This is a genomic window from Acinetobacter johnsonii (genome assembly GCF_048551975.1).
Lineage (GTDB): Bacteria > Pseudomonadota > Gammaproteobacteria > Pseudomonadales > Moraxellaceae > Acinetobacter > Acinetobacter johnsonii_A.
Map to the genome: position 1 here is coordinate 228,834 of NZ_JBIMCF010000003.1, position 14,147 is coordinate 242,980.

Annotated in this window: 17 protein-coding genes and 1 pseudogene; 8 read left to right on the plus strand and 10 right to left on the minus strand. The window is 41.8% G+C overall.

The annotated features are described in order from the left end of the window. Positions 1-195 precede the first annotated feature (195 nt). The 3 genes from sodC to ACG9ZB_RS04680 all read right to left on the minus strand — a co-directional run bounded on the left by sodC (position 196) and on the right by ACG9ZB_RS04680 (position 2,795). The gene (gene sodC / locus ACG9ZB_RS04670; protein WP_419324452.1) at positions 196-747 is read right to left on the minus strand and encodes a superoxide dismutase [Cu-Zn] SodC; all 552 of its coding nucleotides are present in this window, start codon (positions 745-747) and stop codon (positions 196-198) included. 145 nt (positions 748-892) lie between these two features. Continuing rightward, a complete protein-coding gene (locus ACG9ZB_RS04675) occupies positions 893-2,014 on the minus strand; it encodes an AI-2E family transporter (RefSeq protein ID WP_419324530.1) in 1,122 nt (373 codons plus the stop codon). A 136-nt stretch (positions 2,015-2,150) separates the two neighbouring features. After that, positions 2,151-2,795, minus strand: a complete 645-nt coding sequence (locus tag ACG9ZB_RS04680; RefSeq protein ID WP_419324455.1) for a ParA family protein — start codon at positions 2,793-2,795, stop codon at positions 2,151-2,153. A gap of 123 nt (positions 2,796-2,918) precedes the next feature. Here ACG9ZB_RS04680 and ACG9ZB_RS04685 point away from each other — a divergent pair, with 123 nt between their 5' ends. Next, entirely contained in the window at positions 2,919-3,392 is a 474-nt protein-coding gene (locus tag ACG9ZB_RS04685; RefSeq protein ID WP_004691414.1) for a Holliday junction resolvase-like protein, read from the plus strand. Between the two features lie 65 nt (positions 3,393-3,457). Here ACG9ZB_RS04685 and ACG9ZB_RS04690 read toward each other — a convergent pair whose 3' ends face one another. Then, a complete protein-coding gene (locus tag ACG9ZB_RS04690; RefSeq protein WP_419324457.1) occupies positions 3,458-4,099 on the minus strand; it encodes a class I SAM-dependent methyltransferase in 642 nt (213 codons plus the stop codon). A gap of 174 nt (positions 4,100-4,273) precedes the next feature. Between ACG9ZB_RS04690 and ACG9ZB_RS04695 the strand changes: the two genes are divergently transcribed. Next, the gene (locus ACG9ZB_RS04695) at positions 4,274-4,834 is read left to right on the plus strand and encodes a hypothetical protein (protein ID WP_058870379.1); all 561 of its coding nucleotides are present in this window, start codon (positions 4,274-4,276) and stop codon (positions 4,832-4,834) included. A gap of 217 nt (positions 4,835-5,051) precedes the next feature. Here ACG9ZB_RS04695 and ACG9ZB_RS04700 read toward each other — a convergent pair whose 3' ends face one another. Beyond that, positions 5,052-5,384, minus strand: a complete 333-nt coding sequence (locus ACG9ZB_RS04700; protein WP_104221770.1) for a HopJ type III effector protein — start codon at positions 5,382-5,384, stop codon at positions 5,052-5,054. 373 nt (positions 5,385-5,757) lie between these two features. Between ACG9ZB_RS04700 and crcB the strand changes: the two genes are divergently transcribed. After that, on the plus strand, positions 5,758-6,135 hold the full coding sequence (gene crcB, locus ACG9ZB_RS04705; protein ID WP_419324459.1) for a fluoride efflux transporter CrcB: 378 nt from the start codon (positions 5,758-5,760) through the stop codon (positions 6,133-6,135). A gap of 121 nt (positions 6,136-6,256) precedes the next feature. Here the strand turns inward: crcB and ACG9ZB_RS04710 are convergent, their stop codons facing one another. Together ACG9ZB_RS04710 and ACG9ZB_RS04715 are read right to left on the minus strand one after the other, a co-directional pair. Beyond that, a complete protein-coding gene (locus tag ACG9ZB_RS04710) occupies positions 6,257-6,511 on the minus strand; it encodes a type B 50S ribosomal protein L31 (RefSeq protein WP_419324461.1) in 255 nt (84 codons plus the stop codon). A gap of 129 nt (positions 6,512-6,640) precedes the next feature. Continuing rightward, complete coding sequence (locus ACG9ZB_RS04715; RefSeq protein WP_419324463.1) at positions 6,641-7,939, minus strand: ABC1 kinase family protein; 1,299 nt, start codon at positions 7,937-7,939, stop codon at positions 6,641-6,643. A 194-nt stretch (positions 7,940-8,133) separates the two neighbouring features. On the opposite strand from ACG9ZB_RS04715, the gene ACG9ZB_RS04720 reads away from it, so the two are divergent. After that, a complete protein-coding gene (locus ACG9ZB_RS04720; RefSeq protein ID WP_176538351.1) occupies positions 8,134-8,352 on the plus strand; it encodes a DUF1737 domain-containing protein in 219 nt (72 codons plus the stop codon). Positions 8,353-8,396: 44 nt separating this feature from the next. On the opposite strand, the gene ACG9ZB_RS04725 is transcribed toward ACG9ZB_RS04720, so the two are convergent. Both ACG9ZB_RS04725 and ACG9ZB_RS04730 read right to left on the minus strand, forming a co-directional pair. Then, on the minus strand, positions 8,397-9,698 hold the full coding sequence (locus ACG9ZB_RS04725) for an MATE family efflux transporter (RefSeq protein ID WP_419324532.1): 1,302 nt from the start codon (positions 9,696-9,698) through the stop codon (positions 8,397-8,399). A gap of 101 nt (positions 9,699-9,799) precedes the next feature. Then, positions 9,800-10,261 carry a DMT family transporter gene (locus tag ACG9ZB_RS04730; protein ID WP_419324465.1) on the minus strand — a complete coding sequence of 154 codons (462 nt, stop codon included), beginning with the start codon at positions 10,259-10,261 and terminating at the stop codon, positions 9,800-9,802. A gap of 124 nt (positions 10,262-10,385) precedes the next feature. Between ACG9ZB_RS04730 and hemW the strand changes: the two genes are divergently transcribed. Next, on the plus strand, positions 10,386-11,540 hold the full coding sequence (gene hemW, locus ACG9ZB_RS04735; RefSeq protein ID WP_419324467.1) for a radical SAM family heme chaperone HemW: 1,155 nt from the start codon (positions 10,386-10,388) through the stop codon (positions 11,538-11,540). Between the two features lie 145 nt (positions 11,541-11,685). Then, a complete protein-coding gene (locus ACG9ZB_RS04740; RefSeq protein WP_419324469.1) occupies positions 11,686-12,747 on the plus strand; it encodes an RNA-guided endonuclease InsQ/TnpB family protein in 1,062 nt (353 codons plus the stop codon). A gap of 154 nt (positions 12,748-12,901) precedes the next feature. On the opposite strand, the pseudogene ACG9ZB_RS04745 reads toward ACG9ZB_RS04740, so the two are convergent. Then, positions 12,902-13,105 (minus strand): annotated as a pseudogene (locus ACG9ZB_RS04745) (IS3 family transposase); the annotation flags it as partial. A 44-nt stretch (positions 13,106-13,149) separates the two neighbouring features. On the opposite strand from ACG9ZB_RS04745, the gene ACG9ZB_RS04750 reads away from it, so the two are divergent. Together ACG9ZB_RS04750 and ACG9ZB_RS04755 are read left to right on the plus strand one after the other, a co-directional pair. After that, the gene (locus ACG9ZB_RS04750) at positions 13,150-13,455 is read left to right on the plus strand and encodes an IS630 transposase-related protein (protein WP_180135138.1); all 306 of its coding nucleotides are present in this window, start codon (positions 13,150-13,152) and stop codon (positions 13,453-13,455) included. A gap of 47 nt (positions 13,456-13,502) precedes the next feature. Continuing rightward, positions 13,503-13,997 carry an IS630 family transposase gene (locus ACG9ZB_RS04755; RefSeq protein WP_419324471.1) on the plus strand — a complete coding sequence of 165 codons (495 nt, stop codon included), beginning with the start codon at positions 13,503-13,505 and terminating at the stop codon, positions 13,995-13,997. The last annotated feature ends 150 nt before the right edge of the window (positions 13,998-14,147 follow it).

Consider the following 14,147-nt stretch of genomic DNA (forward strand, 5'->3'; position numbering starts at 1 on the left):
TTTATTTTGGTTTTAGCCTGAACTTTTTTCAGGGCACTGTCAATTTAATGCGGTGCTCCATTGCATGAAAAATTCGCCTATGACAATAAAAATGCAGCGGATCATGGCTCCGCTGCATTGTGTGTATAAGTCGAAACTTATCCACATGTGTGCGGTCAAAACAGTGCTTTATTCACAGTGCAGTGGGCGATAGAGTTACTTAATCACGCCACACGCGATACGGTCACCGCCACCGCCAAGTGGTTTAGGGGTATCTGAATAGTTATCACCACCGGCATGCACCATCACCGCTAAGCCCTTAACGTCGGCTAAACTTAAGCGAGGAGCGAGTAAATTGACTTTTGCATTACCTGCGGAGTCGACATTCAAGATGGGTAAATCACCTAGATGGCCATTCAGTGGTGTGCCGTGGGTTGGCACTTTTTCTGGGTTAAAGTGTCCCCCAGCGGCTAAAGCAGCCACAGGTTTTCCTTCTTTTTCAGCCACATCACACGAACCTTTTTCATGGATATGAAAACCGTGTGGGCCGGGTGGAAGTTGAGTCAAATTGGTTTGAATCGCTAAACCAACAGGGCTATCAATAAAACGAATGGTGCCAATTTTTTGTCCTACACCTGCAGTTGAAACAGCGTGTACATCGACGTCTTTGACCATCGTGTTGGTTTCAGTAGGTGTAGTGGTACATGCCACAGTCCCTAAACCGATTAAAGTCACAAGTGCGCTTAATTTGAAAGCAGAAGACAACATGTTGGGTCCTTTTTTCCTTAAAATTCAGAACCATTCAAACAAAGGCTGGACTTCGGTTCAATGTTGTCCGTACAGCGTTTTTGTATCTGACATAAAAAAGCGCATACTTTCGAGGAAAGCATGCGCTCAAGTCATCTCGCTGAACTTATTTTTTGGGCGTATCTAAAGGCTCTTCAGGAGGATCATAGGCCAATGTCGCTTTCGGCATCATGAGAGGTTCATCGACTTGTTCATGTAGCCATTCGCGCCAAATGGCTAACAGTACTGCTAGAATCACGGGGCCGACAAATAAGCCAACCATACCAAAGCTGGCTAAACCACCCAATACACCAAACATGATGAGTAAGAATGGAATTTGCGTTGCACCTGAGATTACCAATGGGCGGATCACATTGTCTGCCGTGCTGACCACACAAACACCCCACGCCATCACTCCAATCGCTTCAATAGTCTGTCCTTGAGAGAATAACCATAAAGACACGGCACTATATGCCACAGGAGGGCCAAAAGGAATGAGTGCAAAGATAAAGGTCACAATGGTCAGTACCATTGGGTTTGGGACACCAGCAACAAAATAGCTCAGGCCTGCCAAGAGTGCTTGTGCAATTGCAGTCAGGCCAACCCCATAGACTACAGCACGTGTTGTTTCGGAAATGGTGTCTAAATAGTGGTGGATACGTGGGCCAATCACCATTTCTAGCGCTTTACTGACCTGATTTAAAATGGTTTGTCCGTCACGATAGAAGAAGAATAACGACATCACCGCAAAACAGAGTTTAAAAATATTCTTACTGATTTCACTCAGCACCAAACGACCATAGTTTAAGTGGCTTTGAAACCAGCCCGATACATTTTGCACAATACTGTTCGGATCGGTGTTGATTTCTTTTAAAGTACGGGTGACTTCTTTACCGATAATGGGCAAGTCTCGAATAAATTGCGGAACATCTAAATGACCTGAGAACACTTGTCTTTGTAGTTCATAAAATAGATTACGACCTTCATGCTGCAGCATAAAGATGGCAAAGGTTAGCGGGATACCGACAACTAAAACCACCATACTGATCATGAGGGTGGCGCTTAAGGTTGGACGCGGTCCACAGAGTTTCTGTACTGAGTGATATAAAGGCCAAGTGATGTAGGCAATAATCGCAGCCCAAAGCACAGGTACAATAAAGTATTTCAGGACTTGAAAGCTCAAATAGAACAGAATAAAAATCAGTCCAAATAACAATACTTTTTGTAAGGCTGGTGCGTATCGTTGCACGGTATTCACTGCTATATCTCTAAGGTCAAAGTCATATTAACTGAAAAAAATGCGCACGAGAACGTACCCTTAGTAAGTTCTCGTGAATAACCGACTATAAATAGGGAATAGCCCCGTTTTATCTATAGCAAATATTTTAGAACCAAGCACTTGGGTCATCGACAATGGCGTTGAGCAGCGGTTGCCATTGACTTTGAATGGAGAGGTAATTCTTTTGTGTTTTATCAAATACGCTTAAACCTTGCATTGCCAATTGGCCATACGCAGTACGTTCTGAAATCCATGCTACAGGTTGCTGTTCAATTTTCGCAAAAAAATCTTGGATATCTTTGGCACTGGCACTATTGGCTTTGACCCGATTAGCCAAAAGCAAAATTTGCACTTTGCCTTTACGAATGCGTTTAATGTCTTGTAAATGCTTTAAAAAACGACGGGTACTGTCAATATCAAAAAACGAGGGTTGCAGTGGGGTCACAATCGCATGCGCTTCACTGACCAGCTGTTCCGCATGCTCACCAGACAGCGCACCCGGCGCATCGATAATTAAATATTCAATGTTTTTAGGCACTTCACCAATTGATTTTTCATGACGCCAATCCAAACTTTCAATATGTGCTATGTGGTCAGGGCGTTGTTTTAACCACTGACGAGCAGATTTTTGATTATCAGCATCGGCCAAAGCCACTTTATAACCTTTTTGTGCGAGTGCCGAAGCTAAATTGATTGCGGTTATTGTTTTGCCACAGCCACCTTTTTGGTTGGCGATTAATATCGTTTTCATGACCTTAAATGATTTTATTCTGCTCACCTCTAGCATATCATTCTTTTGTGTGTCGCATATGGCACCAAACCAAAGTTGTAAGTTTAAATCTTGCTACCTGTAGCACAAAATTAGGAAAAAACCATGTCCATATGGATGGCAATGTTGATCGGTGCAGCAATTGGTGTGGTCTTGACCACTCTTATTTTAAGTCACAGCCGAAATGGACGCATCAAAGCAGAATATGAGCGCTATATTGCCGAATTAGAACTAGAGCATCAGCAGGCTTTGGCTCAAGCACAAAAGCGCAGTGTCAATACCAGTCGTGCAGTGCTCAAAGGTAAAATGGCAGAGCAACTGGCACCGATTATGCCCCAGTTTGAATATTTACCCAGCGATGCCAAGTTTTTGGGTGATCCTGTCGACTATGTGGTATTTGATGGTTATACCGACCTGCGTGATGGTGAGGGAAGAGCAGAAGATATTGAAATTGTTCTCATTGATATTAAAAGCGGTGGGGCGAGGTTAACCAAAGGACAAGTTGCCATTGCGCAAGCGATTCAAGCAGGGCGGGTTCGTTTTGAAACGGTTCGTATCGACTTCGATACGATCGAATAAGCTTGATGATGTCTACCCATGAAAGTATCTTGCTTGATATAGAACAGATACCTTCTACGTGGCTATCATGACCCATCGCTTGAGTGTGGCTTTTGAGCACGTGCAAAAAACATCAATTGTCCGAGTTTAGGAATACCTTCGGCATAAAAGTAGTGTTGTTCTATCAAATTAAAACCTGCTGTTTTTAAGGCCTGTTCAATGTTTCGATTGAGATGGCAACCATCGGCTAAACGCTTTTGCACAGGTGTGAGTAAGTGTTGTAGACGTTGAATATAAAGGTTATTTGTATTTAATACATGTTCGACTACATGTAAGGTGCCACCCGGTTTGAGCACGCGTAATATTTCCGCCAAAGCCAGATCTAGCTCAGCAATACTACACAATGTCCATGTACTGACCACATGCTCAAGGCTCTGGTCAGCAAAAGGCAGCTTTTCCGCACGGGCTTGTACATGATGCACTTCAAATGCTGCTGCTTGTACCCGCTCTAAAGCCAAATGATAAATTTCAGGACTGGGTTCAAGGGCAAAGACAGTATCGACATTTTGATAAAAGGGCAGATTCAGCCCTGTACCAAAACCAATTTCCAATACCTCTCCCTGAATGGGTAAAAGCAGTTCGCGGCGCTTGTCCATTAAGCTTGGTACTTGCATGACCTGATTCAGGACATGTGGAAAGATGTGTTGTTGATAGTATTTATAAAGCATGATTGTTTTTGAGGCTCTGTTCTTCAGCTCTAGCCTAACTGAAAAGTGCTGTGGCTAAAAGTAGACTGCATAATTCGTTCACAATGTTACTAAGTTCATAAGCTTCTTTTCAGAAAACTGGACTATGATGAAATTGGTTCGTATTTTCCTAGGTTGATGGGAATGAGGTTTGCAATGAAATCTAAATTTATCCTGCTCAGTTTACTCAGCAGTTTGCTGTTACCCATCAGTGCAAGTGCCACTGTAGATTACAACATTGCCAAAGGTTTAGCGCCGACCTCTAAAGATCAATCGATTTCGGTGTTGAAACCGTTTAAAGGTGATTTTCGAATTTTAGGTTCTAAAATGTATTCGGATGATGCACAAGCCAAATTCTCTCCGATTGACTACGCCGTAAGCTGGGGCTTGTTCGCTGAACCTGAAATTGCACGCCATATTACCGTGAATCAATACGACCGTTATCTCAACTGGAAAATCGATCGTTTGCCTGTGCCTGCCGAGCAAGCCATGCAAATGGTGTCAAATATGCACATTATTCCAGCCAACCCAGAAATTGCTAAACAAATTAAACATGTAAAACGTGGTGATTTGGTTCGTTTAAAAGGTGAGTTGGTTGAAATTAAAGACAAAGATATGGTCTGGACCTCATCCTTAACCCCGACCGATACGGGCGATGGAGCATGTGAAGTATTTCGGGTCAGCTCAATCCAATGGATCGAACGGGTAAAGGGGTAATGTGGAAGTAGCGCTGTGTTACTTCATCGTGCTGTTTTAATGTTTTCTAGGCGATTAATAGTCATATGAAGTCTTGCTCCACGTGAAACCTAGTTGTCAAATCTGTGGATGCTTATAGGTGTATCAATGTTAATGTGTTTATAAATATTTGATAATAAAATTAATATTGTGATATTCGAAAACCACGTTCAAGTTGCTTGAACGTGGTTTTTTATCTTTATTTTGCAGTTAATGCCGTACCATCAAATTCAATACCATCCCATCCATTCAACATGAACTGACGAATATTTTGATGATCTGTTGCATCAGGTGTGGCTAAAACAGAAGCATAGTGTTCTGCAAATAGGCTTAAAGTTTGCGCTTGATCGAGACCTTGAAGTTGTGCAAACGAAAACACTTTTGCACTGCCTTGGTTTTCAGTTGCTGCATTGTGCTGTAAACCATTTTTAAATGCAGTTGGTGTATGTGTATAGGCTGCTTCAATAAAAGCCAATACATCTGAAAATTTTGCTTCGCCCGCTGCAAGCTGAGCCAATAGTACTTGTGCCATGCGTCTATTTCCGACTAAATTTATGTCCACATCATACCCAAAAATTGTATGTTTGGGAGTTTTTGCCTGAGAGAAAACCTTCTGTTTTGCATGAAGAACTGTTGCTAGTGATTTTGGGAATCTATGTTTTATTGGTCATAGAGCACACTAGGGTGAAGTAAATATATTCGGCGATGCAGGATTCAATATCCCATGTAAAGAATGTGTGAGTTTTGCATTTGAGAAAACTTTTGAGCTTATGTTAAGAATTGGCTCAAGCTTGAAAAGCCTTGATGTCGTTAGATTGATTCAGGTTTAATAACGTTATAGTTGATGAACTGTGGATAACTTTGGACTTATCCATACCGCATTTTGTAAAGAATAGGATAGGTCAATGAATTGGATCTTGGTGGCAATGGGGGGTGGAATAGGTGCCTGTTTACGTTACGGTGCAGGATTATGGTTGTTTAAACCCAGTATGAGTTTTCCATGGTCGACATGGTGGATCAACATCATCGGTTGTTTTGCTGCGGGTATTTTCTTTGCTTTTAGCCAGAAGTTTCCAGTACTACAACAAGAAGCGCGTTTATTTTTGATGGTGGGCATATTGGGCGGTTTTACGACATTTTCGAGTTTTGGCCTCGAAACTTTTCAGTTATTTAGACAGGGACAAACAGTGCTGGCTTTGAGTTATGCACTGTCGAGTTTAGTGGTGGGGGTCATCGTCCTTGGGATCGGATTTTATCTGTTAGATAGTGTGCTTAAACATTAAGAAAAAAGCTGGTTAAAATAGAAACCAGAAAAGAACGCATAAAAAAGAAGCCTAAGCTGGAGGAGGTCTTAGGCTTCTTGATATCTTTACTATAACGCGTATAGCTTAAAGAAAAATGAAATTATTGTGAGCGTTTGAAACGCGAGAAACGTTTATTGAAGCTTGCAACACGACCTTCATTACTGGTTTGGCGTTGTTCACCTGTATAAAATGGATGCGATGCACTTGAGATATCTAAACTGACGTAAGGATATGTCTTGCCTTCATACTCACGAGTTTGATGACTTTCTAAGGTACTGCCGATCACGAAAAACGCATCGGCATTGGTGTCGTGGAACAGGACTTCGCGATACTCTGGATGAATATTGGCACGCATAGACTTCTCCTTAAATGTATTATTTTGAAATGTTATAATATAACACTTAAGAAGTCAAAATAAACCCAGTGACTTTATGTAACTGGGTTTATTGAGTTGTAGCGATTTTATCGTGCCCGCAGTCTTTATTTATGCAGGAGGCGGGACCAACTCTTCAAATAGATCATTGAGGTTGTCGTGTACTTTGAGATGAATCAGATTCCAATAATGTCCTGAGACTGTGCGATTGACCATTAGTGTATCGGGGGAGGGTTTAAACACATCCCAATATTTTAGCGATGGTTTGACCAGTTCAATACCATCATGATGCGCTGAGTTCTCAGCAAAGTCATACAAAGTGGTCAGTGGACGCATGAGCACTTCTAACCATGCTTTATACAGTTCGGCAGGGAACTTGCCTTGCTCAGACATCGAGTGCAAAGCAGTCAGTTGCTGCTCGATGACCAAGATATTACTGTCACGCGCTGCTTGAATCAGTTGCTTAAAATGCATCAAGATTTCAGGCGATAGGGTTTTTACACCGCCATAGTCATACACGATCACGCTACCATCTTCTCGGAAGGCAAAGTTGCCCGGATGTGGATCGCAGTGGAAGCGCTTTAAGAAGAAAATCTCACGGCCAATGGCACGAAATAAACGACGCCCCAGTTCATTGCGTATGTCTTGTGACCATGTACTGGCAGTTTCAATGCTTTCGCCGTGCTCTAAGCTTAAGGTTAAAATATGGCGGCTTGAATAGTCTTTATAGACTTGAGGAATAATAATCTTAGGGTCTAGGGCCTGATGAAAGGTTCGTGCGACCTCCAAGTTTTGCGCTTCTATTTGATAGTTCAGCTCGTTATCCAAACTGTCTTGAATTTCTTTAAAGAGTTGATCTTGCAGCTTACGGTCAATTTTGAGCACACCCATTAAGCGGAGCGCTAAACGGACTTGTTTTAAGTCACTTTCACAGGCTTCTTCTACACCCGGATATTGAACTTTAACTACAACTTGCTCACCACTCGGTAAAGTAGCTTTATGCACTTGACCAATGGAGGCCGCGGCAAAGGGTTGTTCTTCAAAGGCTGTAAAAATTTTATTGAGCGGTTTACCCAGTTCTTTTTCAACTTGAGCTTTGATCTCTTGAAAAGGCATCGCAGGCGCTTGACGTTGTAATTTACTAATTGCACGTGCCACTTCAGGCGGGAAAATGTCTTTGTATTGAGATGCAATTTGCCCGACTTTCATCACGGCACCTTTCATTTCACCTAAGGTATCTGCAATTTGAAGTCCAATGTCCTGAAAAAGCTGACTGCGCGCCGCATTTTTTTTATCTTCATCGGCATTGAAGTTTTTAATTGAATTGGTCACAGTTTTGGTTGCGATACTTGCTGTCATACTGGCAAGTTTCATAAAGCGACGACCGGGCGTACGAGTCGTATTTGCCATGCGATATTCCTCGGGGCATTTTTCATTACATCTCAGATTTGATCATAGGCGACAAATGCAAAACCGCCTACTTTAAATTGTTAAGCTGATGTTTCTATTTAAATAATAGTGGTCAGTTGAGTGAATTGCACACAAGATGTCTCTGCATTTAAAAATCGCGTTACACTGTACGAAAAATTTTGAGTAAGAAATAAATGAAAGTTTATCGTTATTTTACAGGCAAGGACGATGTGCATTTTTGTGCGCGTGTCACACAAGCACTGAATGAAGGTTATAGCCTGTATGGTTCACCCACCATGACCTTTAATGGCAGTGAAGTGATCGTGGGGCAGGTGGTGGTTAAAGACGTTGAGGATGAAAGTGAGGTGCCGCAAGGTCTGAAAGACGCTTTGGCACAGCAGGAGAACAGCTAGAATAGGAAGAAACGGCCTCCTTCCTATTCATTGCCATGTATGGCTTATGGATAGTCCTGACTGAGGCGTTTATTGTTATTATAAAGACGGAGCAAGAGCAGTGCACACGCCACGCTTAAACCGACAATTAGTCCAATCCAAACACCTGCTGCACCTATGTTGGTATAGCGCGCTAAATAGATACTAACCGGAAAGGCCACGATCCAATAGGCAACCATGGTAATCCACATTGGGCCTTTGGTGTCTTGCATGCCGCGTAAGCAGCCTGCGGCACTAATTTGCCAAGCATCCATCAGCTGGTAGGCGAGTGCGAACAGCAGTAAATACATCGCAACTTCCGATACTTCATGATCTGAGGTATAAATCGCCACAATTTCAGGGCGAAACAATGCAATCAGCAGCATGGTCATCAGCGCCAAAACCGTACTTGTCGCCAGTCCGAGTTTTTGCACCTTTCGCATAGCCTCCCAGTTTTTTTCGCCATAATAGGTCCCAACACGAATAGTCAGGGCGATGGCAAGGGACATCGGAATCATAAACAACTGAGAGGTGACCGACATTGCAATTTGATGCGCTGCCACAATGGTTTCACCCAATGGGCTGAGAATAATCGCAGCGGTGCTAAAAATACTGACTTCGAAGAAAATAGCTAAGCCAATAGGTAGGCCAAGTTTTAAAATACGCTCGATCCAATAGCGATCCATCTTCTCCCAAGTACCAAACACTTGAGTTTTTTGATACGCCGAGGCTTTAAAAATGTAAGTGGCTAAGGTGAAAAACATGATCCACTGTAAAATCGCAGTGGCAAATCCGCAGCCTGCTGAACCGAGTGTTGGAATTGGGCCGAAACCATACATAAAGACAAAATTCAGGGGAACCAAAAGGACTAACGCCGCTAAGCTAATGACAGTGACAGGACGTGGATGGCCGAGTGCTTCTGAGTATCCGCGCAGTGCTGCATACATAGTCACCGCAGGCATGCCAAAGCCAATGGCATGTAAAAATAGGCTGGCTTTTGGCAGTAAGTTTTCAGGTACACCCATGAGTGGCAGTAAGAGTGGCATGCTTTGTAAAATTAAACCCGCAATGCTCCCCAAAATAAATGCCACCCAAAGGGATTGACGAGCAATAGTGGCGATTTTTTCAGGGGTGCGTGCACCATTGGCTTCTGCTACCAACGGTGTTGTGGCAATCATGATGCCGCTGAACAGCAACATTACTGGTATCCATAAACCGACACCGACGGCAATTGAGGCTAAATCGGTAGGGGATAAATGCCCCGCCATGATGGTATCAATTAACCCGAGACCCGCCTGAGAAAACTGCGTGATCAGGATGGGCAGCATTAACACCAGTAACTTTTTTAATTCGAAACGATGGGACGTGATTTTATTTGTAGTCGACACAAAAATTACTCATATTCATCATGTGCTTGGTCTAAATAAATTCAGCGTTGTAAAGTGAGAAGCACACCAATAAAAATTACGACGCCACCAAGTAAACGCTGCCAATTGACAGGGATTTTTTCGGTACCCAGTAGACCATAATGGTCAAAAATCATCGAAGTCAGGATTTGTCCAAAAATAACCAAGCCTGAAAACGTGAGAAAGCCTAATTTAGGCGCAGTATAGATGCTTATACTGATGGCATAAACCCCTAGACAGCCGCCGAGCCATAAGTACCACGGAATATTGGAAAAATCATGTAACTGTGGTTTGTCTACAGGTTGGAGCACAACCAAAAGCGCTAAAACGCAGGTCCCAATGAAAAAGGATAACAGCGCGGCTTGCAGGGGTGAGTATAGATATTCTCGGAGCTGTGTATTCAGCGCCGTTTGAAAAGTCATAGCAATGCCAATACCAAAGGCCAGTGGTAGCATAAACAGCAAGTGGCTCGATATTTTCATCATTTTAAACCATTCATTCTTCTTGTCTTTTTATCAGTCTAATTCAAATAGACACAGATTTCATAAGTGTCTTGATGTAGTCATGTTAAAATATGCAAGATTATCGCTGTGCTTTAGAGTCTCTTCCTTGACTGATTTACATCCTGCAAATATTCCGTTGTCTTTATATATTCACATGCCGTGGTGTGTGCGTAAGTGTCCCTATTGCGACTTTAACTCGCATGCGGTGCCAGATGGCAAACTCTCTTTAGATTTAGAGCAAGAATATTTACATGCTTTGGTGGAGGACTTTAAAACTCAACTCGATTTTGCTCAAGGGCGTCATATTCATAGTGTGTTTATTGGCGGCGGAACGCCGTCTTTGATTTCAGCGCAAGGGTATCAATGGTTATTTTCACAGTTAAAAGCATTACTGCCTTTTGAGGCGGATTGTGAAATTACCTTAGAAGCGAATCCGGGTACAGTTGAACATGACCCTTTTGCAGATTATTTGGCGGCAGGTATCAATCGGTTATCGATCGGGGTTCAAAGTTTTAATACTGAACATTTAACCAAGTTGGGACGAATTCACAGTAACGCCGATGCTATTTCAGCCATTGGTTTAGCACGTGATGCAGGTTTTAAACGCATTAATGTCGACCTGATGCATGGTCTGCCTGAGCAGACTTTAGAGCAAGCTCTACTGGATTTGAAGCTTGCCGTGGACAATGGTGCAACCCATATTTCATGGTATCAACTCACGATTGAACCGAATACCGTGTTCTTTAGAACCAAGCCTGTCTTACCTGTGGACGATGTGCTTGAAGAGATTCAAGCCCAAGGTGAAGCTTATTTAAAAGCGCAGGGATTTATTAATTATGAAGTTTCGGCATGGCGTAAAGAGCAGCCTTCCGCGCATAATTTGAATTATTGGCAGTTTGGCGACTATTTAGCGATAGGGGCAGGTGCACATGCCAAAGTTACCCAGCCAGATGGGGTCTATCGGTTCCAGAAAACTCGTTTACCGAAAGACTATTTAGCTAAAGTCCCTGCGGAGCATGTGCAGTTTAAGCGAATTGAAGCCGACGAACTTCCATTTGAGTTTATGATGAATGCTTTGCGTTTAAATGATGGGGTTGCAGCTGAATATTATGCACAGCGTACAGGTTTGAATCTGGATAGTTTGGCTGAAACGTTGGACTCATTACGCAGTCGAAAATTAATGGTAGATGATGCCACGCGCTTAACATGTACCGAGCAAGGGCATGTGTTTTTAAACTCAGTGTTAGAAGAATTTATCTAAGTTTTATCAAATCGAACGTAAAACCCCGTCCTTTAGGTCGGTGATATAAGCGAGTCGCGTCAGCGATACGACATGAAATGTCGTTTTAATTAAATTATTTACTTTTTGTCATTCTATTCTTTGATTAAATTGATAAAGTAATCGTATGAAAACACTTAAATTACGCATAAAACACAAACACAGCAAGGTGCTCGAACAGTTAGCATCTGAGGTGAACTTTGTCTGGAATTATGTCAATGATTTAAGTTTTAGACACCTAAAAGGGAAAGGTGAATTTCTTAGTACTTACGACATTGCCAAGTACACAAAAGGCACATCCAAGGAATGTAATTTACACAGCCAAACGATTCAGGCTGTGACCGAAGAATTAGTCATACGAAGAAAGCAGTTTAAAAAATCAAAATTGAAATGGCGGGTCAGCAACAGGAAATCAGCCAAAAAATCACTTGGATGGATACCATTCAAAAAAGTTGCTGTGAAATATACAGATGGCTATATCCAGTATGGCAAGCATCAATTCAAACTATCGGATAGCTATGGCATTGGCTCATACAAGGTTAAATCGGGTTCATTTGTTGAATATAGTCGTGGGCATTGGTATGTCTGCCTGACAGTTGAAGATCATACCAAGTCTGTCCAGTCCAAAGGTACAACTGCGATTGGTATTGATTTAGGCTTAAAAGACCTAGCCACCTGTTCAGATGGTTATGTGGTGACAAATCCAAAGCACTATCGTAAATATGAACAGAAACTAGGTATCGCTCAAAGAGCAAAGGATAAAAAACGTGTACGTGCATTACACACCAAGATCAAGAACTGTCGCAAAGATCATTTGCATAAAGAGAGTTCTAAGCTTGTAAAACGCCATGCAATGATTGTAGTTGGAAATCTGAGTGCAGCTAAACTGGTCAAAACTAAAATGGCAAAATCTGTTTTAGATTCAGGGTTTAGTGCATTCAAAACAATGCTTCGGTATAAATGCGAGAGCGCAAAAGTATTGTTTGAAGAAGTGAGTGAGAGATTCACGCCCCAAATCTGTTCGAGCTGCGGTGAGATCACCGCAAGCAGTCCGAAAGGTAGGATAGATTTGCGAATAAGAGTATGGGAATGTGAATGCGGTGCTGTCAATGATCGTGATTGCAATGCTGCCAAGAACATACTCGCGCTTGGACATAAGCGCCTAGCAGTAGGAATACCCGTCCTTTAGGTCGGGGAGGATGTCAAAAAGCCATGATTACTTAAATGGCATTCGATCAAGCCAAGAACTCCAATTAGTATAACCATCATCAAAGCCGATATATTTCAACATCACCAGTGGGTGATGTGTGCTGAATTAGCAGGAGACTTTCACTTAGGAGATTTTAGGCAGCCAACTTGCAAAAGTCTTCTGCCATTTGATTTGGTGTCTTAAAGTCCAAACGTTTTTGAATTCTTCGCTGATTATAAAATAACTCTATATATTTTGTAATCTCTGCTTTAGCTTGTTCCCTCGTTTGATAACTATGATGATGAACTCATTCATTTTTGAGTATGCCCCAGAAGCCTTCGATCGGTGCATTATCAAATGAGGAATATAGTCAAATCATTATAAAACCAATACAATGGTGCAATGAGTTATTCAGAACATTTTAGACGTAAAATTTTAGCTAAGCTTGAGGAAGGTTATTCTATTCGAGCGGTAGCTGCACAATTTGAAATTAATAAAAATACCATTGTTGAATGGAAGAAACGTATAGAGATTAAAAAAACTCGTGTACGTAAACCTTCTAAAATTAACGATGATGCTTTACGTGCAGATGTTGAAAAGTATCCTGATGCTTATCAATATGAACGTGCTGCACGTTTTAATTGTGGTGTTTCATCTATTGGTGCTGCATTAAAGCGCTTAAATATTACAGTTAAAAAAAGACGTTAATCCATCCTAAAGCAGATACAAAGCTTAGGGATAAATTTATTCAGCAAGTGAATGAATTAGAAAAAAACCACCCGATTATTTATCTGGATGAAAGTGGTTTTAAGTCACATGATTACAGACCTCATGGCGACTCACGAAAAGGAGTACCCTGTTTAGGGCAATATAATTGGCAATTAAAGAATCAGACCAATGCCATTGGAGCAATCCATAAAGGGTATTTATTTTCAGTCGGTTTATTTGACTGCAAAATCAATTCAGATGTTTTTCATTTTTGGATTGAGCAATTCTTCATACCAGCATTACCAGAAAATAGTGTAGTGGTTATGGATAATGCAGCATTTCATAAAAGAGCAGATATTCAGGAGTTATTGGAACAACAAGGGCATAAAATTCTTTGGCTTCCTGCATACAGCCCTGATTTAAATCCTATAGAACAGATGTGGGCATGGGTTAAACGTAAGCGTAAAGAATGGTTGATCGACTCAGTCGATGAGTTATTTCAAGTTTTTTTCGAATCCTGTACGAATAATAAAGTAGTTTGACTATATATTCCGCAAGGCCACGCTTACTCATTTAACTCAGGTTAAGGATGAGGCCAGAAAATTGGAGCGAAGGGGAAATTACAGGGGGAGTTGAATTTTAAGGTCAGACAGGAAATAAAAAGAGCGCCTAGGCGCTCTTTTTATGGGTCT